The organism is Agromyces sp. NPDC056965, from assembly GCF_042673425.1.
Taxonomy (GTDB): Bacteria; Actinomycetota; Actinomycetes; order Actinomycetales; family Microbacteriaceae; genus Agromyces.
The window spans coordinates 63,818-82,217 of the sequence record NZ_JBHURI010000003.1 but is presented as its reverse complement, the minus strand read 5'-3'; the positions used below and the strand labels follow the sequence as shown (position 1 = coordinate 82,217).

25 protein-coding genes are annotated in these 18,400 nt (G+C 66.4%); 11 read left to right on the top strand and 14 right to left on the bottom strand.

Annotated elements, in window-relative coordinates:
- Positions 1 to 27: 27 nt before the first annotated feature.
- Positions 28 to 579, bottom strand: coding sequence for a dihydrofolate reductase family protein (locus ACFTQE_RS01725; RefSeq protein WP_376923444.1), 552 nt, complete (start codon positions 577 to 579; stop codon positions 28 to 30).
- A gap of 1 nt (position 580) precedes the next feature.
- The gene (locus tag ACFTQE_RS01720; protein WP_376923443.1) at positions 581 to 1,387 is read right to left on the bottom strand and encodes an alpha/beta fold hydrolase; all 807 of its coding nucleotides are present in this window, start codon (positions 1,385 to 1,387) and stop codon (positions 581 to 583) included.
- Positions 1,388 to 1,469: 82 nt separating this feature from the next.
- On the opposite strand from ACFTQE_RS01720, the gene ACFTQE_RS01715 reads away from it, so the two are divergent.
- Together ACFTQE_RS01715 and ACFTQE_RS01710 are read left to right on the top strand one after the other, a co-directional pair.
- The gene (locus ACFTQE_RS01715; protein WP_376923442.1) at positions 1,470 to 2,084 is read left to right on the top strand and encodes a TetR/AcrR family transcriptional regulator C-terminal domain-containing protein; all 615 of its coding nucleotides are present in this window, start codon (positions 1,470 to 1,472) and stop codon (positions 2,082 to 2,084) included.
- Positions 2,085 to 2,793: 709 nt separating this feature from the next.
- Positions 2,794 to 3,021: an RNA-binding S4 domain-containing protein gene (locus ACFTQE_RS01710; protein WP_376923441.1), complete on the top strand. Its 228-nt coding sequence runs from the start codon at positions 2,794 to 2,796 to the stop codon at positions 3,019 to 3,021.
- A gap of 64 nt (positions 3,022 to 3,085) precedes the next feature.
- On the opposite strand, the gene ACFTQE_RS01705 is transcribed toward ACFTQE_RS01710, so the two are convergent.
- On the bottom strand, positions 3,086 to 3,655 hold the full coding sequence (locus tag ACFTQE_RS01705; protein WP_376923440.1) for a dihydrofolate reductase family protein: 570 nt from the start codon (positions 3,653 to 3,655) through the stop codon (positions 3,086 to 3,088).
- A gap of 304 nt (positions 3,656 to 3,959) precedes the next feature.
- On the opposite strand from ACFTQE_RS01705, the gene ACFTQE_RS01700 reads away from it, so the two are divergent.
- The gene (locus tag ACFTQE_RS01700) at positions 3,960 to 5,351 is read left to right on the top strand and encodes an MFS transporter (RefSeq protein WP_376923439.1); all 1,392 of its coding nucleotides are present in this window, start codon (positions 3,960 to 3,962) and stop codon (positions 5,349 to 5,351) included.
- A gap of 25 nt (positions 5,352 to 5,376) precedes the next feature.
- Here the strand turns inward: ACFTQE_RS01700 and ACFTQE_RS01695 are convergent, their stop codons facing one another.
- Positions 5,377 to 5,958, bottom strand: coding sequence for a TetR/AcrR family transcriptional regulator (locus ACFTQE_RS01695; protein WP_376923438.1), 582 nt, complete (start codon positions 5,956 to 5,958; stop codon positions 5,377 to 5,379).
- 166 nt (positions 5,959 to 6,124) lie between these two features.
- Complete coding sequence (locus tag ACFTQE_RS01690) at positions 6,125 to 6,910, bottom strand: maleylpyruvate isomerase N-terminal domain-containing protein (protein WP_376923437.1); 786 nt, start codon at positions 6,908 to 6,910, stop codon at positions 6,125 to 6,127.
- Positions 6,911 to 7,016: 106 nt separating this feature from the next.
- On the opposite strand from ACFTQE_RS01690, the gene ACFTQE_RS01685 reads away from it, so the two are divergent.
- Positions 7,017 to 7,586, top strand: a complete 570-nt coding sequence (locus tag ACFTQE_RS01685) for a hypothetical protein (RefSeq protein ID WP_376923436.1) — start codon at positions 7,017 to 7,019, stop codon at positions 7,584 to 7,586.
- A 214-nt stretch (positions 7,587 to 7,800) separates the two neighbouring features.
- Entirely contained in the window at positions 7,801 to 8,376 is a 576-nt protein-coding gene (locus ACFTQE_RS01680) for a GrpB family protein (RefSeq protein WP_376923435.1), read from the top strand.
- 72 nt (positions 8,377 to 8,448) lie between these two features.
- Here the strand turns inward: ACFTQE_RS01680 and ACFTQE_RS01675 are convergent, their stop codons facing one another.
- Positions 8,449 to 9,192: a nucleotidyltransferase domain-containing protein gene (locus ACFTQE_RS01675; RefSeq protein WP_376923434.1), complete on the bottom strand. Its 744-nt coding sequence runs from the start codon at positions 9,190 to 9,192 to the stop codon at positions 8,449 to 8,451.
- Between the two features lie 231 nt (positions 9,193 to 9,423).
- Here ACFTQE_RS01675 and ACFTQE_RS01670 point away from each other — a divergent pair, with 231 nt between their 5' ends.
- Together ACFTQE_RS01670 and ACFTQE_RS01665 are read left to right on the top strand one after the other, a co-directional pair.
- A complete protein-coding gene (locus ACFTQE_RS01670; protein ID WP_376923433.1) occupies positions 9,424 to 10,077 on the top strand; it encodes an HAD family hydrolase in 654 nt (217 codons plus the stop codon).
- Positions 10,078 to 10,342: 265 nt separating this feature from the next.
- Positions 10,343 to 10,744, top strand: coding sequence for a hypothetical protein (locus ACFTQE_RS01665; RefSeq protein ID WP_376923432.1), 402 nt, complete (start codon positions 10,343 to 10,345; stop codon positions 10,742 to 10,744).
- A gap of 82 nt (positions 10,745 to 10,826) precedes the next feature.
- Here the strand turns inward: ACFTQE_RS01665 and ACFTQE_RS01660 are convergent, their stop codons facing one another.
- From ACFTQE_RS01660 to ACFTQE_RS01650, 3 genes are all read right to left on the bottom strand, one after another.
- Positions 10,827 to 11,507 carry an alkylmercury lyase family protein gene (locus ACFTQE_RS01660; RefSeq protein WP_376923431.1) on the bottom strand — a complete coding sequence of 227 codons (681 nt, stop codon included), beginning with the start codon at positions 11,505 to 11,507 and terminating at the stop codon, positions 10,827 to 10,829.
- Between the two features lie 240 nt (positions 11,508 to 11,747).
- On the bottom strand, positions 11,748 to 12,197 hold the full coding sequence (locus tag ACFTQE_RS01655) for an NUDIX domain-containing protein (protein WP_376923430.1): 450 nt from the start codon (positions 12,195 to 12,197) through the stop codon (positions 11,748 to 11,750).
- 168 nt (positions 12,198 to 12,365) lie between these two features.
- Positions 12,366 to 12,893 carry an NUDIX domain-containing protein gene (locus ACFTQE_RS01650; protein WP_376923429.1) on the bottom strand — a complete coding sequence of 176 codons (528 nt, stop codon included), beginning with the start codon at positions 12,891 to 12,893 and terminating at the stop codon, positions 12,366 to 12,368.
- Between the two features lie 149 nt (positions 12,894 to 13,042).
- Here ACFTQE_RS01650 and ACFTQE_RS01645 point away from each other — a divergent pair, with 149 nt between their 5' ends.
- Together ACFTQE_RS01645 and ACFTQE_RS01640 are read left to right on the top strand one after the other, a co-directional pair.
- Positions 13,043 to 13,567 (top strand): AAA family ATPase, encoded by a 525-nt coding sequence (locus ACFTQE_RS01645; RefSeq protein WP_376923428.1) that lies wholly within the window; start codon positions 13,043 to 13,045, stop codon positions 13,565 to 13,567.
- A gap of 117 nt (positions 13,568 to 13,684) precedes the next feature.
- On the top strand, positions 13,685 to 13,903 hold the full coding sequence (locus ACFTQE_RS01640; RefSeq protein ID WP_376923427.1) for a hypothetical protein: 219 nt from the start codon (positions 13,685 to 13,687) through the stop codon (positions 13,901 to 13,903).
- Between the two features lie 68 nt (positions 13,904 to 13,971).
- Here the strand turns inward: ACFTQE_RS01640 and ACFTQE_RS01635 are convergent, their stop codons facing one another.
- The 4 genes from ACFTQE_RS01635 to ACFTQE_RS01620 all read right to left on the bottom strand — a co-directional run bounded on the left by ACFTQE_RS01635 (position 13,972) and on the right by ACFTQE_RS01620 (position 16,194).
- Positions 13,972 to 14,436 carry a GNAT family N-acetyltransferase gene (locus ACFTQE_RS01635; protein WP_376923426.1) on the bottom strand — a complete coding sequence of 155 codons (465 nt, stop codon included), beginning with the start codon at positions 14,434 to 14,436 and terminating at the stop codon, positions 13,972 to 13,974.
- Positions 14,437 to 14,527: 91 nt separating this feature from the next.
- The gene (locus ACFTQE_RS01630; protein ID WP_376923425.1) at positions 14,528 to 14,749 is read right to left on the bottom strand and encodes a hypothetical protein; all 222 of its coding nucleotides are present in this window, start codon (positions 14,747 to 14,749) and stop codon (positions 14,528 to 14,530) included.
- Between the two features lie 50 nt (positions 14,750 to 14,799).
- A complete protein-coding gene (locus ACFTQE_RS01625) occupies positions 14,800 to 15,174 on the bottom strand; it encodes a YciI family protein (RefSeq protein WP_376923424.1) in 375 nt (124 codons plus the stop codon).
- Between the two features lie 141 nt (positions 15,175 to 15,315).
- Positions 15,316 to 16,194 (bottom strand): helix-turn-helix domain-containing protein, encoded by an 879-nt coding sequence (locus tag ACFTQE_RS01620; protein ID WP_376923423.1) that lies wholly within the window; start codon positions 16,192 to 16,194, stop codon positions 15,316 to 15,318.
- Positions 16,195 to 16,294: 100 nt separating this feature from the next.
- On the opposite strand from ACFTQE_RS01620, the gene ACFTQE_RS01615 reads away from it, so the two are divergent.
- Together ACFTQE_RS01615 and ACFTQE_RS01610 are read left to right on the top strand one after the other, a co-directional pair.
- Positions 16,295 to 17,179 (top strand): aldo/keto reductase, encoded by an 885-nt coding sequence (locus tag ACFTQE_RS01615; RefSeq protein WP_376923422.1) that lies wholly within the window; start codon positions 16,295 to 16,297, stop codon positions 17,177 to 17,179.
- 114 nt (positions 17,180 to 17,293) lie between these two features.
- Positions 17,294 to 17,956, top strand: a complete 663-nt coding sequence (locus tag ACFTQE_RS01610; protein WP_376923421.1) for a DsbA family protein — start codon at positions 17,294 to 17,296, stop codon at positions 17,954 to 17,956.
- Between the two features lie 16 nt (positions 17,957 to 17,972).
- Here the strand turns inward: ACFTQE_RS01610 and ACFTQE_RS01605 are convergent, their stop codons facing one another.
- Complete coding sequence (locus tag ACFTQE_RS01605) at positions 17,973 to 18,383, bottom strand: VOC family protein (protein WP_376923420.1); 411 nt, start codon at positions 18,381 to 18,383, stop codon at positions 17,973 to 17,975.
- Positions 18,384 to 18,400 lie beyond the last annotated feature (17 nt).

Below are 18,400 nucleotides of genomic sequence, written 5' to 3'. Positions count from 1 at the left end.
TTCTCGGTGCTTGCGTGCTGCGTGGCTTCAGTGCTGCACGCGCGGGTGGTGGACGGCGAGCTGGACGCCCCGCTCGAGCGTGCGGGACTCGACGAGCTCGAGGTCGACCCGGGGCCCGTCGTAGGCGTCGAACAGGCGGCGACCCTCGCCGAGGATCACCGGGTGGGTGAGGATGCGGAGCTCGTCGAGCAGACCGCCGGCGATCAGTGATTCCACGAGTCGGATGCTCCCGGCCACCGTGATGCGACCTTCTCCGCGATCCTTCAGCTCTGCCAGGTCGTCGAACCCGACCAGCTCGGTGTTGTGCCAGGCCGGTGAGCCGAGCGTGCTCGTCGAGACGACGAATTTCGGCATCGCATTGAGCCGGCGGGCGAGCGGTACCTCGTCGCCACGGTCGGGCCACGAGCCGGCGAACACCTCGTAGGTGCGGCGACCCAGGAGCAGTGCGGATGCTTCGCCCTGCTCCCGTGCGACCTCGGCGAGCATCTCCTCGCCGACCCAGGGGAAGTGCCACGCCTCCGGCGCTTCGACGACGAGGTCGGCGCTCGCGAAGAGTTCGGCGGTGATGGTCCGGGGCATGTCAGACGCCCACGGCGATCGAACGGAGGAGGGGGGCGACGGCGTCTGCGGGAAGCTGGTGGTCGCCGCCGGGCACGATGACCAGTTCGCTGCCGGGAACGAGCGCTGCGAAGGCCTCGGCGCCGGAACGGATCGACGGGAACGTCGATTCGCCGACCATGACCGTGACGGGGACCGGGATCGGTGCGAAGCGCTCGAGCGCCGCGACGTTTCCGGCCATGGTGTCGCCCATGACGCGCGCGTCGTACCGGAGCGTGCCGGCGAACGGCTCCACTGCGGCGATGAACGGTGACGCCATCATCTGGTCGACCATCTCCGCGGGCAGTCCGACCGCCTCGAGCGAGAAGTACCGAAGTGCTCCGAGCCGATCGCCGTCGGCGGCGAATGCGTCGAGCCGAGCGACGTAGTCCGCCGGGATCGGCGGACGCGCGTCGTCGACGATGAACGGCGGCTCGAAGGCGGCGACCGCAGCGAGTGTCACTCCGGCGAGCGCGGCTTCGAGTGCGAGCACGGCGCCCGAGGACTCGCCGAGCAGGATCGCGGTGCCGCTGACGTGTTCGACGAGGGCGGCGATGTCCTCGATCTCGCGCTCGACCTCGTACTGCGCGGCGTCGCCGCTCTCGCCGCGACCGCGGCGGTCGTAGGTGATGACGCGGAGGCCGCCGGTGGCGGCGAGCGCTGCAGCGCTGGGGGAGATGGCGCGGTAGGCGGTCGCGCCGTGCACGAGGATCACGGCGGGGGCGTCTGCGTGGCCGAGGTCGTCGAAACCGATCGACGTGCCATCGGCGGAGTGGATGAACTGGGTCATGGGAGTCTTCCTTCGTCTGAACGGTACCGTTCAGTACGGTACTGAATGGTACGGTACTGATGAGTACCGGAGGAGTCAAGGCATGAACACCAACCCACGTGTCGAGGCGACACGAGCACGAATCCTGAACGCCGCGCTCGACGCATTCGTGCTCGACGGGTACACGGGCGCGAGCACCGACGTGATCGCGGCGGCCGCGGCCGCTTCGAAGCAGACCGTGTACAAGTACTTCGGCGACAAGGAGGGGCTCTTCCGTGCGCTCATCTCCGACATGGTCGACCGGGTGCACGACTCCATCGTGCGCCTCGACATCGATGCCTACGACGATGGGGAAGCGGTGGTGCGGGCACTGGCTCGGCTGTTGACCGACTCGGTGCTCGATCGCCGTGTGCAACGATTCCGCCGGCTCGTCATCGCCGAGGCGGCGCGGTTCCCCGATATCGGACGCGCCTATTACGAGGGCGCGTTCGAGCTCACGATCGGGCACATGGCCGACCTGCTCGCCAGCGCGAGCGAGCGTGGCTGGCTGCGTGTGGATGAGCCGCGGATCGCCGCGAACCAGCTCGCCGGACTGCTGCTCTGGATTCCGAGCAACCGCATCATGATGACCGGCCGGTTCGACGCGATCACCGAAGCCGAAGTGGAGTCCGGGCTGGAGTCAGGTGTCCGCGTGTTCCTGGCGGCGTATCGGGACTGAGCTCGCACGCTCGCGCGGGGAATGGCGGCCGGGGAGTAGGTTGGCGCCATGCGCGAATTCGTCGTTCGGCACCGTGCGACCTCCGACTGCGCCCCGAGCTGATGCAATTCGTTCTGGACTTCCTCTTCTGGAGCGCGATCGTCGGGATCGCCTTGTGCATCCCCCTCGCCATTCGCGCGGTGCGCAATGAACTCCTGCACCGGGACGATCCGCGATTCGTACCCACCTCGTGGCTTGCGCGAGCCGTTCGGTGGCAGCAACAGCGCGTTCGACACGACGCCGATGCATCCGAGTCGCCTGGCGAATGACCGGCGGTCGCGCGAGCTGGAGGTAACGACTGAGCGCACTGAGCACGGGCAACGTGCCGAAGTCGATGGTCCGCTCGCGCAACTCCGGAAGCCTCGATGAGGTCAGCCTGACAGACCGTGAGGCACCGACGGGCCGTCAGACGACCGGTCTGCTCCGCAACGAGCGCAGACGTAGAAGCCCACGCCGGTCTCGACCTGATGCTGGATCACCCATTTGTGCAGGCCAATACGGCATCGCAGCGGTTTCCCGGCCATGATCCGCTCCCTCCGCGTCGTCAGGAGAACTGGCGCACAGGCTACTCCGGTGCCGGGCGCGCCGCACCGTCGCTGGTCACCGGCCACCCGGGCGAACGCCGGTGGGGGAGTCGGCTTGCGGGCGCCGGGTCGACTACTATCCGAGGATGACGAACTCGGCTCCGATCGATGACGTCCCGATCGGTGGTGAGGTGATTCGCCTCGGGCAGTTCCTGAAGTTCGCTGGACTCCTCGACTCCGGCGGAGACGTGAAAGAGGCCATCATCGCCGGCGATGTGGCCGTGAACGGCGAGGTCGATCGCCGACGCGGGCGCCAGCTGCAGCACGGTGACATCGTCAGCTTCGACGGACGCAGGTTTCGCGTTCTCCCGTGAACGCCGATGCGGGTGCGAGTGCCGAATGGCCCTGCACCCGCTCGAACCGTCAGGAGCGTTCCCGTCACGCCGTTGATCGCGTGGGCCGGTATCGCAGCGCGAACACCCCCGAGGTGAACTCCTGGCGATCGACGAGCTCGAGCTCGATGCGCTCGCGCAGACCGGCAAGCAACGTCGGCCCGTGTCCGGCAAGGATCGGCTGCACGACGAACACGTACTCGTCGATCAGTCCCAGGTCTGCCAATGCCAAGGGGAGCGTGACGCCACTCACGAACAGGCCCTCGCCAGGCTCCTTCTTGAGCCGCTCGACCGCCTGCCCCAAGTCGCCTGGCAGCAGCTCGGCATTCCAGTCGACATCGCTCAGCGTGCTCGACACGACGTGTTTCTTCGCCCCGTCGATGGCCTCGGCGAACGGGAGCTGCCACTCATCCATCCAGTCGGGCCATGTGCCCGTAGCCGGCCGCCGCCATGCGGACTCCATCATCTCGTAGGTCACCCGGCCGAAGAGCAGGGCATCGGCTCGCTCCATCTCGGCGGCCCAGTAGCGCATCGACTCCTCGTCGGGCGGCAGCCCTGCCTCGTGATGGCAGCAGCCGTCGAGTGTGACGTTGATGGAGTATCGAAGTGGTCTCATCCTGTTCTCTCCCTTGATCGGCGCGGCGCGTCTTCACCGGACCGTACACGTTGCCGCCTCCGGGCTGCGCGAGATCGCATGTCGTCGGTTGTCATGTTGAACGGCAGTGTACGAATTGCGTTCATCGCCTGTCAACGTGCACGTTCGTACTGGCAACAGCCGAAGGCGATCACTGCTTGCACGGGGCATCGCGCCGGTGCCGACAGCGGGGAAGTAGATGCGAATGCGGGCCCCTTGTTGAACACACGTGTTCATGTTAGATTCCAACTCGTACAGTCAAGTTCGATTTACAGGGAGCTCTCCGATGTCCGATTCGGCCGACCAGGTACTCACCGAGAGCGGCGTGCATCGGCGTCGATGGAGGATGCTGGCTTTCCTCGGGATCGCCCAGCTCATGCTGATCGTCGACGTCACCGTCGTCGCGCTGGCACTCCCGCAGATGGGCGCTGACCTCGACCTCTCGCGCAGCGCGCTCACCTGGGTGGTGAGCATCTATGCGCTCGTGTTCGGCGGACTGATGCTGCTCGGCGGCAAGGCGGCCGACGTATTCGGAAGCCGAAGGATCGTGCTGACCGGGCTCGCCGTGTTCACCATCGCGTCGCTGCTCACCGGTTTCGCCACCGACCCGAGCACCCTGCTCGCCGGTCGCGCGCTGCAGGGACTCGGGGCGGCCGCGATGTCACCCGCTGCGCTCTCGATCATCGCGCGCGTCTTCCAGGGCGCCGAACTCGCGAAAGCACTCGGCGTCTGGTCCGCGCTCGGTGGTGCCGGTGCCGCCATCGGCGTGATCCTCGGCGGGCTGCTGACCTCAGGACCAGGCTGGTCATGGGTGTTCTGGATCAACGTCCCCATCGGTGCGGTCCTGTTCGTCGCGCTCGCCCGCACGGTGCCCGCGCTGTCGGGGGCTGGCGGACGTCTCGACCTGCTCGGAGCCGCCCTCGTCACGCTGTCGACGGCGGCGGTGATCTACGGACTCACTGTGGCCGGCGATGCCGGCTGGTTCAGCTTCGCAACGCTCCTGCCGATCGTTGCCGGTGCGGTCGGCTACGCGCTGTTCGCGTGGCGACAGCACGTCGCCCGTTCTCCGCTGATCGACCCCGGCATGCTCACCCGCCGACCGGTCATCGCCGGCCTGGGACTCATATTCGTCGCCACCGCCCTCATGATCGCGGTGTTCTTCCTCGGTTCCTTCATCTTCCAGCACGTCCATGAGTTCAGCGCTCTCGACACAGGGCTCGTCTTCATCCCCGTGGCGCTCGGATCGATCGCCGGCGCGCAACTCGGCGGACGGGCCATCGGCCGCTTCGGCGTTCGCATCGTCGCCGTCGTCGGTCTCGCCATCGCAGCGCTCGGCATGGTCGCCGCGGCCGGATTCGCGAGCATGACGGTCCTCGTCATCGCGATGAGCATCGCGTCGCTCGGCACCGGCATGACGTTCGTCGCCTCTGCGACCAGCACCTTCTCTGCGGTCGCGCCCCACGAAGCCGGCGTCGGCTCGGGAGCGCTGAGCACCTTCCATGAGTTCGGTGCCGCGACTGGAGTCTCCGCCGTCTCGAGCGTCGCCGCTGCAGCCTTGGCCGAGGGCGGTCTGACCGAGTACAACAACGGGTTCTGGTTCGCAGCCACAGTGGCGGCCGTCGCAGCAGCGCTCGCGGTCGCCTTCCTCCCACGTCGCACATCAGCCACGTCGCAATGACCGGGAGGGCTGCGCTATCGGCGCCTCAGGCCGGCGACACGAGGGCGGCGAGTACGGTGTCGCTGACGAGACGTGGCGCCTGATCGGCGGAGATCTCGCCGCGGTGCACGGCGCTCGATGCGGCATGCAGCACCGCCTGAATCGCGGTGATCTGCCACTCCACGGGCATGTCGGCTCGGAACCGACCCTCCTGCCGACCGCGCTCCAGAAGGGCGCGCACTCGCATTGCAGGCGCCTCGTGGGCGCGCCGCATCTCGTCGGGTGGGAGCACCTGGCCCGCGGCGATGACGATCCCCCCGAATCGATGCGTGAGATGCCAGGTGGCCTCGAGCAGCCGCGCCATCGCATCGCGGGCGTCACCGTCGATATCGACGTCGCGCAGCGACTCCTCGGTCTGGGCGATCGCCCGGGCCGCAACCTCGGTGACGAGAGCTGCGCGGGAGTCGAAATGCCCGTACAAGGTCACCCGGCCGACCCCTGCGGCCTTCGCGATGTCCTGCACGCTCGCGTCAGGGTTCACCGCGAGCAGAGCCGTCGCCGCTTCGACAATGGCCTCGATGTTGCGCCGAGCATCCGCGCGCTTGAGCGGTGTGCTGATCGTCGACATGGCAACTCCTTCTCGTACATCCCTGTCCAGATTAGTGCTCGGGCGGCCGTCGCGGCAGCTCGTACGCGATTCTCGGCCGAACGACCGCTGGGAACGAACTGCCCGACTCCGACGGGGGAGTGGCTCGCGGCCTCGGGGAGTACATGCGATCGCATGTCGTCGGCCGTCACACGGATGGGTCCCAGACTGCGAGCTGATCGAAGATGCGACGATCGCCGTCGAACTCCAACGATTCCAGCGGTATGCGGCCGTAGAAGAACAGGACCAAGTCGCTGGCCGTGCCCCGGGCGGAGGCGTCGGTCGTGTCGAGGTCCTCGCCGGCAGTGGGCTTGCGGTGGGTGACCTGTGCGCCGTCGTGGGACAGCCGGAGGCGCCAGGAGCGGCCCTCGGTGGCGTGGTAGTCGACGATGGCGGGGTCGTGAGGCCAAGCGACAGTCGTCGCGCAGAGCGTGTACTGGCAGTCGTCGAAACCGTCGAGGGCGATCCTCCTCGGTATCGGCTGCGGGGAACCCACGGTGAGCTGGACGTCGTAGGTGTGCACCGCGATCTCGTGGAGCTGGCGTCGCGCCCAAGCCCCGGAGGTTTGCGGTGACGGCGAGTCCGCCCACCACGTCCAGCAGCCACGATCCGGACCCGCCTCGCGCAGCACGCTCTCCAGATGATCAATGGACTCGACCCACCAGGCCAGGAGCTCCTCGCGCTCCCGAGACGTATCCATACCGCCTCCCCACGCGGACTCATCCGGGGGAGCATCCGCGGGTCCGGCGGTGACGATGGCGGCCGCCTTCCGGCGACCCATGCCCACGTGTCGCACGTGATCGAACAGTGTCCGTTCGGGATGGGTCCGCATCTGAGCGTCCAGATCGGGTGCCGCGGCCACTGCAGCGCGGAAGGCTGCCGACCGTTCGTTGATCAGTCGTAGCTGATCAACGAACGTGAGGACCTCGTACATCCCGGTTGTCTATCACAGTGCTCAGATGACCGACAGTGGGGGAGAGGATACGTCCAGCCTTCGACAGGGTCACGATCTGCACTCTGTCGGGCGATAGATTCGCCGAATGATGAAGACCCCGACTGGCTGCGTCGCCCTCACCGCGCTGCTGATGCTCCCGCTGCTCACCGGCTGCACCAATGCGGACGCCTCGTTCCTGCCCGAGACCCAGACGACCCCGAACGCGGCCGCCTCCGCTGCGATCGAAGGGGACACGGACGAGGACGGCGAGCTTTCCGAGTTCGAGAAGCAGGTACTCGCGAGGAACGCACCCCGCGACATCACCCTTCACGATGGCACCGTCGTTGTCGTGACACCCGGACGGCCCCTCCCGCAGCCGGTCATAGACCAAATCATCGCCGATGCGGCGCCTGGCGCGGCTCAGGCACAGACCGACGACGAGTTCGCGCCCATGGCGGGCATGAGAAGCCTCCGCGAGGTGGCGACTTCATATGCGAACGAGTTTGGTCGCACCGTCGTCATCGTCTACTTGGGCTTCGGTGCTTGGGGCACGGTCTCCTCCGTGGACGAATCTGGCGGGACCGGGCTAGCAGGCACCAGCGACCAAGACGCGATGGTCGCGGCGGCTACCGACTGGGCGGATTCCCACGACGCCTACGTCGTCGTTGTCGAGTAACCGTCCGCCTCATCGAAGTCGCCGCGCGCCGCTCATGCACCCGCCGGATCTCGGGACGGATCGCAATGCTCTTGGGCGGCTCGCCGCCAACGCGTATTGCACCGTCGCGCTTCTCGACAATGAATTCCCCGTGATTGCGGTCGAACTGGTGTGGCTACCATCTGAAAGGTGCGACGCGGGACTCGACAGCATCTCGCCGGACTAGTCTGGCGAGATGTCTCACGCCGGTGCTCTAGCGATCGCCTTCGCAGGTTCAGCCCTGGGGCTCCCTCGGGGCATCGTACAGATCACGCCAGCAACTGATACTTGGGCGCGCACGTTTGATGATGTTCGCGCGGCCATGGCATTCGACGCGCCGAATGCGGTCGTTGCGATCGAGCACATTGGATCGACATCGGTCCCTGGGCTGGCGGCGAAGCCGATCCTGGATATCGGAATTGGGGTTCGTCAACCTATCCGGCTTAGCGACGTGTATGCCGAGGTTCATGACTGGCTCACCGAACTCGGGTTCGTGTTCCGTGGTGACGCGAACGACGTTCGTCCGGATCGCATGTACGGCTATGAGCTCCAGCCGATGATCCGGCTCGCAAATCTCCATGTATTGGAGCACGGGTCACGAGAATGGCAGTACTACATCGGCTTCCGTGATTTCCTGCGAGCTCACCCGTCTGAACGAGATGCGTACCGGGAGCTCAAGGTCAATCTGTCCATCCAGCATCCTGATGACCGGATCGCCTACGTAGACGGCAAGGAGGCCTTCATCGTCGAACGGCGGGCACGGCCAACGTAGTCGCGGCACCCTGGTCGACCATCATTCGTGGATGACCAACTCTGCTCCGATCGATGACGTCCCGATCGGTGTTCAGGGAGCGCCGCGCGTATGACCAGCCTGCAACCGTCCGCCCGCGCGATCGAGTACATGTTCGGCGAGTCGCACCAGCGTTCCTGTGGTGCGATGCGGGTCTCGCGCCCACTCGACGAGCGCATGCGCGTCCGCATCGTCGAACTGCTGCAGCCGTCGAATCAGCCACTTTCCGAAGCCCACCCACTGACCGTTCGTCATCAACAGGAGGCAGGCAGTGTTCTCGAAGACACGCGATGCGATTGCGTACTCCTCAGCGGCGTCACTCACGCCTGCAAGATCATCGACCGCCGCGGTGAGCTGATATCGCAGCTCGGCCGACTCGGAGTCACTCAGAGATTCGGGGCCCAGATCTAGTCGCGAACGAGCACCCTGTTGAACCTCGGCCAGGGTGTCGGATCCCACGACTGGAACTCCTCGCGCCCACATGTCGATGGCCACCGGGCGACGCTGCAGAGCCTCACGATCGAACCACTCGGTCAGCGACGTCGGATCGTAGAGGAAGGTTTCGATCAGCCAACCGGCGTACTCGAGCGTCACCGCAGCGTTGGCGGTCCGATCCGTGTAGTAGATCGCGATGTCGAGATCGGAGGTCGACGTTGAGGTGCCCGCCGCGACGCTTCCCGCGAGGACTGCGGCCGACGCAAGGGGGTGAGCCTCGGCCAGGAATTGCCGCGCAACCTCCAACGCATCAGCGCGCGTGGCGTTCTCGACGACATGACCGAGTGGTCCAACGATGCTCATGCAGGCCAACCTACGCCCGCCAGTCGCAAGCGCCGGTGGAAGAGGTAGAACAACGAGGGATCATCCATCACATCGCTGAAGAAGAGCCACCGCACAAGGACAAGCCACCCGACGCGATGGCCAACGGAAGGACGATCGCCCGCGAGCGGCGAAGAGAAGCACTGGGGGAGGGCCGCCTTCCCCGGCAGGGGCCAGTGGGGTCGGAAATCGGTGGCCTCATAGGATCCATCCGTGCCCGTATTTCTTGACCTTGACAACACGCTCGTGGATCGAGACGCCGCATTCTCGCGTTGGGTGAACGCCGCGATCGCGTCGTGGGGTGGGGATGCGTCGGATGTCGAATGGCTCATTCAAGCTGACGCACACGGATACACTCCGCGCGCTGAGCTGGCGGGGATGATCCTCGACAGGTTGATGCCCGATGCTTCCGATGTCGATGGTCTTGTAAGGCGACTGCTCTATGAGCACGTCGACTACATCGAGTGCTATCCCGGCGTCTTGGCGCAGCTCGATGCGCTGGCGGCAATCGGTGAACGCCTCGTGATCGTGACCAACGGAGAATCCGAACAGCAGCGGATGAAACTCCGGCGCACGGGGCTCGCTGAAATCGTGACTGGGAGTGCCATTTCGGGCGAGCTCGGTTTCAAGAAACCTGACGCACGAATCTTCGCGGCTGCACGCGAAATCGCAGGGGCCGACGGAGTCGCGTGGATGGTCGGCGACCATGTCCAGGCCGACATTGGAGGAGCGCGGGCAGCAGGTCTGGCGACGGCGTGGGTGAGCCACGGACGAGTCTGGCCGGAGAAATGGGTGCCGACGGCAATGGAAAGCAGCACCGCAGACGTGCTCGCTCTGGTCACCATGTCCTTCCGGAACGCCCGCTGAAGGGTCGGATCGGCAGGTTCGATGAGCTGGCAAACGGCATCTTCTTGCCGCTGGGGGAGATGCTGCGGGGCACGGTTCGGGCGACCGATTCATCGAGCGCTGCCCGGCGATGGTAGCGATCGCTGCATCGAGTCGATAACGAAACAATCTCGGCTGTCGAACAAGGCCCGCTTCGAGACACCAACACAATATGAAGGCATCTGGTTCGGACCGCGGTAGTACTCGAAGGCTGACACGGGTGAGAGTGGGCGGCACAATGCTCGCTGTGATGTTGACGATCGCGGGCTGCGCCGCCGACGCGCCAGGCAGCGGCATCGGCGACGAGTCCCAAGCCGATCGTGTCGTGAGGGGGATGCCCGATGGCTGGGAGGGACCTGGTCCGGACCTCCCTGACGGTCACCCGGTTGTCGGCTGGGTGAGTGAAGCTGCGTTCGGGGTGATCACGGTCGGCAGCAGCAGCTGCCCATCCGTCGCAAGCGAGCTGCAGGTCCTCGACACGGACGAAGTGCGGGTCGAGTTCGGCCCATCGCCGCACGACCCATGCACAGCAGACATGGCGGCAACGACGCACGTGTTCGAACTCCCGTCCTCAGTGAACAAGCGGCCGGTGACTGTAGTTGTGCAGTTCGCGGATTCCGAGACGGAGTACGTCCTCGAACTCGGATGAGCCTGCAGTTTCAGTCGATCGGGGATTCTTCGATGGTGAAGTCGCTTCACTGAACTTCAACAAGGCTTGTGGTTCAGCGCACTCAGGGCAGCTGCCAGAATTCGCCGGTGAGGCCACGCTCTTCCAGCAGCCGTTGGTTGTGCTCGCGGGTGTGTGGCTCGAAGTCTGGTTCGATGCGGTCTCCGTACCAAGCCTGCGCGAGGTCCCATACGGTGCGGGCGTCGGCGATGTAGCCGTTGCCGGGCGAGTGCTCGTTTGTCCACAGCTCGGCGTGCTCGCGGGAGCAGAACAGCCGGATCATCGTGCAGGTGGCGACGACGTCTTCCCACCACTGGGCCGCGGGCCTCGGGAATCGGACGGCGAGCTCGCCCTCTGGCGCCGTCTCGGGGCCGGCGTGGACCGAGATGTGCTCGCCGCACTGTGGGCAGGCAGTGTCGATGCGCACGTCGAGCTTCAGCGCCGCGCTGATGCCGAAGGAATCCCAGGCGCAGCCGCCCCACCAGCGGCGGTCGTCGTGGCCGTCGACCGGGGTCAGGACGAATGCCATCGGGGCGGCGGTGAACGGGTGGGCCATCCGAATCCGGTCGCCCTCGGCGCTCAGGACGAGTGCGTGTGCGTCGGCCAGCTCCGTGAGCAGCCCCTGGACCCGGGCGGTCGAGCTGCCGGTCATGCGGGCGAGTTCCCCGACGGACGGTGCGCGGCCCTCAGCGGCGAGCGTCTCGTAGACGAGGTCGCGTACGCGGCGGCTCGCGGGGTGATGCATCGGGTTGTGGTCGGTCAGGTGTGATTCTCTCTCGGGTCGAGATGATTCGTGGGCATCGCTCCTGAAACCCGTAGGGGAGTTGCGCAGGCTTCAACGAAGCGCCGAATCTGACCTTTGCCCGCTTTATTCCGACATAATGTGCATTATCGGCGTAGGCAATTCACGAGTTGGAATCAAGCCTCCACCGGCAAAAGGTCGAGTTGCACCGGCAATCCTGCAGGCCTCGCACGATGCGACGGCTTAGGTGAGCGAGCTGCGAATCCAATTGCGTGCCCCTGCCGGGTACAGCGGTACCGTGATGTCGGCGTCATCGAATGGTCGCCAAACAACAGGAACCACTGAGCCATCCGACTCGGTGAGCGTCCCGCCCTCATCCGCTGGCGCTGGCTCCAACCTGCCAGAGTAGAGAGCGACGATCTCGTGTCCGAGTTCGCCGTTGTAGCGAAAGATGCTCTCGACCATGCCCAGATGGGTGAGGTCGAGGATGCGGGCTCCAAGCTCCTCGTGCACCTCGCGGATAATCGCTTCCTGGTGCGTCTCCCCCAGCTCGACACTGCCGCCGATCAGCCGGTGAAAGCCCAGCGGATTCTCGCTGGTCGGAGCGTTCCTGCTGACGAGGTGGCGAGAGCCGTCGTCGTTCGGTGAGACGAGCATGGCCTTCACTCGGATGTAAGAGCGATCAACTGACATGCCCTCTATCATTCCGGCCGGAAGCACGTACCAACTCGTGGAGAACTCGCTTTGCCGAAACGAGGACCGATCGTTCTCTCTATCGTTACGGATGCCACTCCCCCGGAATGTTGAGCACAAAGGTGTCGTCCAATCACAAGGTGTCGTCCAATACTGATGCGACAACGCTCAGAGGGTGTCCCTGAGCGACCGTACGGCGCGAGGCCAGAGGGCGTCCAGACGTGCTGACCACGGGACGGCCATCGCACCGGCGTTTGCCCGGCGTTCTACTTCGTGAACTGGGACCCATTCAGCCGCTGCCACTTCGCTCGCCTGCAGTATCAGGTCCGCTTCGGCCGGCTCACTGGCGACATAGAAGTCGAGCAGAGCCGACGCCTCAACGAAACGACCGATCAGCTCGAGCGAATCCGCGGGTACGTCAAGGGCCGTTTCCTCAAGCAGTTCGCGATTCGCGGCTACTCGGCTCGATTCGCCGACCAACGCACTGCCACCGGGGAATTCCCACGAGAGCGGGAATTCCTTCTTGTCCGCTGCACGCTGCGTGAGGAGGACAGCTCCGTCCTCGCGCTGCACGCAGACTGCGACGATCAAATGGAAGCGCCCAGCCGGCCAATTGGACGCACCCCTGCGGAAGGTCTCCCCCGTCAGTACGCCGTCGACGTCCACAACGTCCCACCACTCGCCGTCGCTGTTCACAACAGTCATTCTGCTGGCCCGACGAGGCTCCGTCGAACGCCAAGTGCAGCAGCCGATCAGGCGGTCTACTCGAGAACACGACGCCTCCGAACACAAGGGCTCGAGTGGAGAGCTGCCGGCAGCGAGATCGCAGCATCTAGTCTCAGATCGTGATCGACTTCCTGATCGTGGTCAACGGCATCCCGGGCGCGGGCAAGACGACCCTGACCGGTCCCCTGGCACGAGAACTCGCGGTTCCCTTGGTCGCGAAGGATTCGATCAAAGAAGCGCTCAGCGATGCGATCAACGTTCCCTTGCCGACGTCGCGGCTCGGAGCAGTCGCCGCTGAGAACGCCTGGGCGATAGCCGGGATGCTCAGCGGAACGGTCATCGTCGAGTCCTTCTGGGCGGCAGGTCGCGACAACTCCTTCTTTCGCAGCGGTTACAACGCGCTCGGCGCCCCGCGCGGCGTCGAAGTCTGGTGCCATACTTCGCTTGACATCGCTCGAGAACGGTTCCTCACGCGGGATCGCCATGCTGCGCATTCCGACGCTGGGCGCCTTTCAGAGTGGGAGGCGCTGAGCTCGTCCGCCGTACCGATCACCGGCCTCCCGGTTGTGCCGGTTGAGACGACGACTTCGGTCGACGTGGCGTCGTTGGCGGAGACGTTGCGGAAGCGCATCGCCTTGGGGTGATCGCGCCTGCACTCCCCCGCGCATCCTCCTCGTTCGGGACGAGATTGCCGGTTCGTCTGGAGGCCATCGCGTCGTGGTTGCCGATTGAACGGATCGCAGGAGACCTAGACTGCCGCCATGAGCGACCTTCCTCTTGACATGGACGCGAGCGGCTGGCTGACGCTCGGTGTTGTCGCAGTCCTGCTCGTCGGAGGCGGATTCATCGCAGCCTGGCTGAAGCGGCGACGCAGCAAGACCCCGAGCAGCACCGCGGTGCAGCCGGATGCCGAGGTCGCTCGCCAGCACGCGATCGACCAGTCAGAACGGCTCACGCGCAACCCTCGGGAGCGCTACTAGGTCTCGTCCATCCGCTGCAGACCTCGGCCCTTCAGTAGGTGCGTCGGTTCTTTCAGGCCGGCGACTCTTCAGCCCGACTCCCTCGAACGGATTCGCACCATTCGGATCGTTCGGACGCCCTGCACGCTCTGCACCGTGCCGTCGGCACGGAAGCCGTGCTTCCGATAGAACGCCTGCGCCCGCGGGTTGGGATCGGAAACCCACAGGGCGACCGACTCGTCGTCGTTCTCGATGACGGCGTCGAGCAGCGCCGCGCCGGCGCCGGTGCCGTGTTCGGACGCGAGGACGTACAGCACGTAGAGGTGCGTACTCCATTCGGGCGCCGGGTCTTCCGGCGGGCCGGCCATCGCGACCCCGATGACGATTCCCTCCCGTTCGGCCAACGCGACCCGGTTCGCACGGTAGCGCTCATCGACGAGGGCGGCGGTCCAGAAGCGTTCGCGAGCCTCGACGAGCCCTGGATCGTCGAGCACGCGATCGGGCATCGCGCCGCGATACGTCTCACGCCATGATGCGACGAGCATGCGGGCCATGGCGGGGACGTCCTCGACTCGGGCGGGCCGAACAACGAAACGCGAGTCCATCGGGGAACCCTCTCGAAACGCAGCGACGTCGCCGACGGCGTCAACCACCGACGAGCTGTGGCACGACAACGGCGGCCGCGATCGCCAGCGCGACCAGGGCGAGGACGAGCAACGCTCGATCGATCCGTCGACGGCTCACCGTGCCCGCAGCGAAGGACGAACGCGACACGCGGTCGAGGTTCGGAAGCAGCGCCTGGTAGGGCGGCTCGGACTCCCTCGTGATCCGCTCAGCCGCTGGTGCCGAGTCATCCTCGTCTCGCATACGCAACACGATAGCCGCTCGCCGTCGTGGAGGCGCGGGCCGACCGCGGGTCACTCCCCTGGTGCCTCCTGCAGGGCGCGCACCTCGATGCGACCCCCCAGCGCCTTCGCCGCCAACGACGCCCACCGCACGGCGTCGTCTTCATCGCCGGCCTCGATCACCCAGAATCCGCCCACGTACGATTCCGATTCGACGAACGGGCCGTCGACGACGGTCGTCGCTCCCCCGGAGACATCCACGGTCTTCGCCGTCGAGGGCGGCTGCAAGCCGCCGGCGAAGCGGAGCGCGCCCGCCTCCTCGAGGGCAGCGTTGAAGGCGCCGACTGCCGCCATCATGGCCTCGAACTCGGCCGGGTCGAACTCCTGCATCGACGCCATCGTCGGCTCGTCTGCGGTGTCATGCGGGACGGTCAGGAAGTACTGCATGATGGTTCCTCTCCTCAGCGGCCGCTCGTGCGGCGGCCTTCACTGAGTCGTCGAACGAAACCGGTCGAGATCGACACGTGTCGCGACGAGATCTTCCGTCGGAGGTTCTCGTGGCCCCCGCCCTCAGGCGTCGTCGACCCCTCAGGCGTCGTCGACCCGAGCGGCCTCCGCCGCGGCATCCGCTGTCGCAGCCCAGCTCGACAACAGCTTCAGCGCGTCGGCCGACGTCGAGCCCGGCTCGGCGGTGAAGACCGAGAGCTTCAACCCGGGGTCCGCAGGCAGGTCCATCGCCTCGAAGCTCAACTCGATCGCGCCGACGACGGGATGGTGGAGACGTTTGACACCGGTGCGATGGTGGCGCACGTTGTGGGCCGCCCAGAGCGTGCGGAACCGTTCGCTGCGCGTCGAGAGCTCCCCCACGAGATCGGTGAGTCGCTTGTCGTAGGGGTTGCGACCGGCCTCACCGCGCAGCGCCGCGACGACGTCCTGAGTGACGCGATCCCAGTCGGGATAGAAGTCCGCGGCGGCCGGATCGAGGAAGGCGAATCTCGCGCCGTTCGGCTGCGGAGCTGCGAAGACCACGGAGTAGAGGGCCCGGCCGAGCGGATTCGCCGCGAGGTAGTCGGTGCGGGTGGTGCTGATGATCGCGGGCGCCTCGGTGATCGCATCCAGCACGCGCTGCAGGGTCGGGCGAACCTCGCCCGCCTTGGTGCGCGGGCGCCTGGCAGTCGGCGAGGCATTGGCGGCGCGAGCGAGGTCGAACAGATGGGCGGACTCGGCGTCGTCGAGCTGCAGCGCCCTGGCGAGGGCTTCGAGCACGGTGTCGGATGCCCCGGTCAGCGTGCCGCGCTCGAGACGCGTGTAGTAGTCGACACTGACACCGGCGAGCATCGCCACCTCCTCGCGGCGCAGTCCCGGTACCCGGCGATTGCCGCCGTAGGCGGGCAGACCGGCCTGCTCCGGCGTGATGCGGGCGCGTCGCGTACGCAGGAACTCGCGCACCTCGCTGCGATTGTCCATGTCTCGAGGGTAGGCCGGTGCGTCGCGGCAAGACAGGTACTGCTGATACTCGTCTCGTCGGGGACTCCCGCAGCGACACTGGATGCGATCAGATGGAGTCATGACTTCCACGACTGTCACCCTCAACAACGGCGTCACGATGCCGGCGCTCGGCTTCGGCGTCTTCCAGACCCCTCCCGAGGTCACGACGCAGGCCGTCGAGACCGCCCTCGAGACGGGCTATCGCCTCATCGACACGGCGGCCGCATACGGGAACGAACGCGGGGTCGGCGACGCCATCCGGGCCTCCGGACTCGCGCGCGACGACGTCTTCATCGAGACCAAGGTCTGGATCAGCGACTACGGCTACGACGAGACCCTGCACGCCTTCGAGAAGAGCGCCCGCAAGCTCGGCGTCGAGACGATCGATCTGCTCATCCTCCACCAGGCGTTGCCGAGCGCGTTCGACGCGACGGTCGGGGCCTATCGCGCGCTCGAGCGACTGCTCGCCGACGGCCGGGTGCGCGCCATCGGCGTCAGCAACTTCATGCCCGACCACCTCGCGACCCTGCTCGAGCGCACCGAGGTCGTGCCGGCGGTGAACCAGGTCGAGGTGCACCCGTACTTCAGTCAGCCGGGTGTGCGGGCCGCCGACGCCGAGCACGGCATCCTCACCCAGGCGTGGTCGCCGATCGGCGGCATCACCTCGTACCGCGGAGACTCGAGCCGCAGCACCTTCAACGACCCGGTCATCGTCGGCATCGGCGAGCAGCACGGCAAGACGGCGGCCCAGGTGATGCTGCGCTGGCACCTGCAGCAGGGCCGCTCCGCGATCCCGAAGTCCGTGCGACCCGAGCGGATCGCCGAGAACTTCGACGTCTTCGACTTCGAGTTGACGAGCGACGAGCTGGCCGCGATCGACGCGCTCGACACCGGGGTGCGCGGCGGCCCCGAGCCCGAGGTCATCACCCTCGAGACGTTCGGACGCGCCATCCCCGAAGACTGAGAGCATCGCGGAGGGAACGCCCGTACGCTGTATCGAGACCAACGGATGCCTCGGAGACCACCCCTCCCCGAGGCATCCGCCCTGCACGGCTCGAGAGGCGCTTCCCCCGTGGCGATGAAGAACAGTACGAAGATCCAGCTCGCCGTGATCGGGGGGCTCGTGATCGCCGCCGTGGGCATCGTCTTCGCCGTCACGGCGAACCAGGCTCCCGCTGCGCCGCCCGGCGCTGCCGCCTCGACCACGCCGGTCGTCGCCGAGAACAGCCACCGACTCGATGTCGCCGAGGGCAGCACGGTCACGTTCACCGAGTTCCTCGACTTCGAGTGCGAGGTGTGCGGAGCCGTCTACCCGTTCGTCGAAGAACTCCGTGCCGACTACGCCGGCGAGGTGACCTTCGTGACCCGGTACTTCCCGATGCCGGGACACGTGAACTCGCGCACCGCCGCCATCGCCGTCGAGGCCGCGGCCCAGCAGGGCAAGTTCGAGGAGATGTACGACCGCATGTTCGAGACGCAGGCCGAGTGGGGCGAGCAGCAGGTCTCGAAGGCCGACGTCTTCCGTCAGTACGCCTCCGACCTCGGGCTCGACATGGCGGCCTACGACGAGGCCGTCGCCGACCCCGCGACCGAAGCCCGCGTGCAGTTCGACTTCGATGCCGCCGTGGCACTCGGTGCGGAAGGCACCCCGACGATCTTCATCGGCGATGAGCTGGTTCCCCTGACCTCGCCCGACGACATCCGCGCCGCGCTCGATCGCGCCGTCGCCGCGTCGAAGTAACAGAGGCACGCGCCGTTCAGCGCGTCTCCTGGATGCGGATCATGTTGCCCGCGGGGTCGCGCACCGCGCAATCGCGAACACCCCACCCCTGTTCGATGGGCTCCTGAACGATCTCGGCGCCCACTGCACGGAGTCGCGCGAACGCGGCATCGAGATCCGTCGTCGCGAGCAGGATTCCGGAGTACGTGCCCTTCGCCATCATCTCGATGATGAGGTCGCGTTCGGCGTCGGTGACACCGGGGTCGGCCGCCGGCGGTTCCAGCACGATGGAGGTCTCGGGTTGATCGGGGGCGCCGACGGTGATCCAGCGCATGCCCTCGAACTCGACGTCGCTGCGCACCTCGAACCCGAGGGCGTCGCGATAGAAGGCGACGGATGCATCCGGGTCGGTGTGCGGCAGGAAACTCGAGTGAATCGTGATGTCCATGGCGTCACGCTAGCCGC

Bases quoted from the DNA above. Each gene is read 5' to 3' on its own strand.
- ACFTQE_RS01725 (WP_376923444.1), bottom strand. From the start codon at position 579: ATGCCCCGGACCATCACCGCCGAACTCTTCGCGAGCGCCGACCTCGTC.
- ACFTQE_RS01720 (WP_376923443.1), bottom strand. From the start codon at position 1,387: ATGACCCAGTTCATCCACTCCGCCGATGGCACGTCGATCGGTTTCGAC.
- ACFTQE_RS01715 (WP_376923442.1), top strand. From the start codon at position 1,470: ATGAACACCAACCCACGTGTCGAGGCGACACGAGCACGAATCCTGAAC.
- ACFTQE_RS01710 (WP_376923441.1), top strand. From the start codon at position 2,794: ATGACGAACTCGGCTCCGATCGATGACGTCCCGATCGGTGGTGAGGTG.
- ACFTQE_RS01705 (WP_376923440.1), bottom strand. From the start codon at position 3,655: ATGAGACCACTTCGATACTCCATCAACGTCACACTCGACGGCTGCTGC.
- ACFTQE_RS01700 (WP_376923439.1), top strand. From the start codon at position 3,960: ATGTCCGATTCGGCCGACCAGGTACTCACCGAGAGCGGCGTGCATCGG.
- ACFTQE_RS01695 (WP_376923438.1), bottom strand. From the start codon at position 5,958: ATGTCGACGATCAGCACACCGCTCAAGCGCGCGGATGCTCGGCGCAAC.
- ACFTQE_RS01690 (WP_376923437.1), bottom strand. From the start codon at position 6,910: ATGTACGAGGTCCTCACGTTCGTTGATCAGCTACGACTGATCAACGAA.
- ACFTQE_RS01685 (WP_376923436.1), top strand. From the start codon at position 7,017: ATGATGAAGACCCCGACTGGCTGCGTCGCCCTCACCGCGCTGCTGATG.
- ACFTQE_RS01680 (WP_376923435.1), top strand. From the start codon at position 7,801: ATGTCTCACGCCGGTGCTCTAGCGATCGCCTTCGCAGGTTCAGCCCTG.
- ACFTQE_RS01675 (WP_376923434.1), bottom strand. From the start codon at position 9,192: ATGAGCATCGTTGGACCACTCGGTCATGTCGTCGAGAACGCCACGCGC.
- ACFTQE_RS01660 (WP_376923431.1), bottom strand. From the start codon at position 11,507: ATGCATCACCCCGCGAGCCGCCGCGTACGCGACCTCGTCTACGAGACG.
- ACFTQE_RS01655 (WP_376923430.1), bottom strand. From the start codon at position 12,197: ATGTCAGTTGATCGCTCTTACATCCGAGTGAAGGCCATGCTCGTCTCA.
- ACFTQE_RS01640 (WP_376923427.1), top strand. From the start codon at position 13,685: ATGAGCGACCTTCCTCTTGACATGGACGCGAGCGGCTGGCTGACGCTC.
- ACFTQE_RS01635 (WP_376923426.1), bottom strand. From the start codon at position 14,436: ATGGCCCGCATGCTCGTCGCATCATGGCGTGAGACGTATCGCGGCGCG.
- ACFTQE_RS01630 (WP_376923425.1), bottom strand. From the start codon at position 14,749: ATGCGAGACGAGGATGACTCGGCACCAGCGGCTGAGCGGATCACGAGG.
- ACFTQE_RS01625 (WP_376923424.1), bottom strand. From the start codon at position 15,174: ATGCAGTACTTCCTGACCGTCCCGCATGACACCGCAGACGAGCCGACG.
- ACFTQE_RS01620 (WP_376923423.1), bottom strand. From the start codon at position 16,194: ATGGACAATCGCAGCGAGGTGCGCGAGTTCCTGCGTACGCGACGCGCC.
- ACFTQE_RS01615 (WP_376923422.1), top strand. From the start codon at position 16,295: ATGACTTCCACGACTGTCACCCTCAACAACGGCGTCACGATGCCGGCG.
- ACFTQE_RS01610 (WP_376923421.1), top strand. From the start codon at position 17,294: ATGAAGAACAGTACGAAGATCCAGCTCGCCGTGATCGGGGGGCTCGTG.
- ACFTQE_RS01605 (WP_376923420.1), bottom strand. From the start codon at position 18,383: ATGGACATCACGATTCACTCGAGTTTCCTGCCGCACACCGACCCGGAT.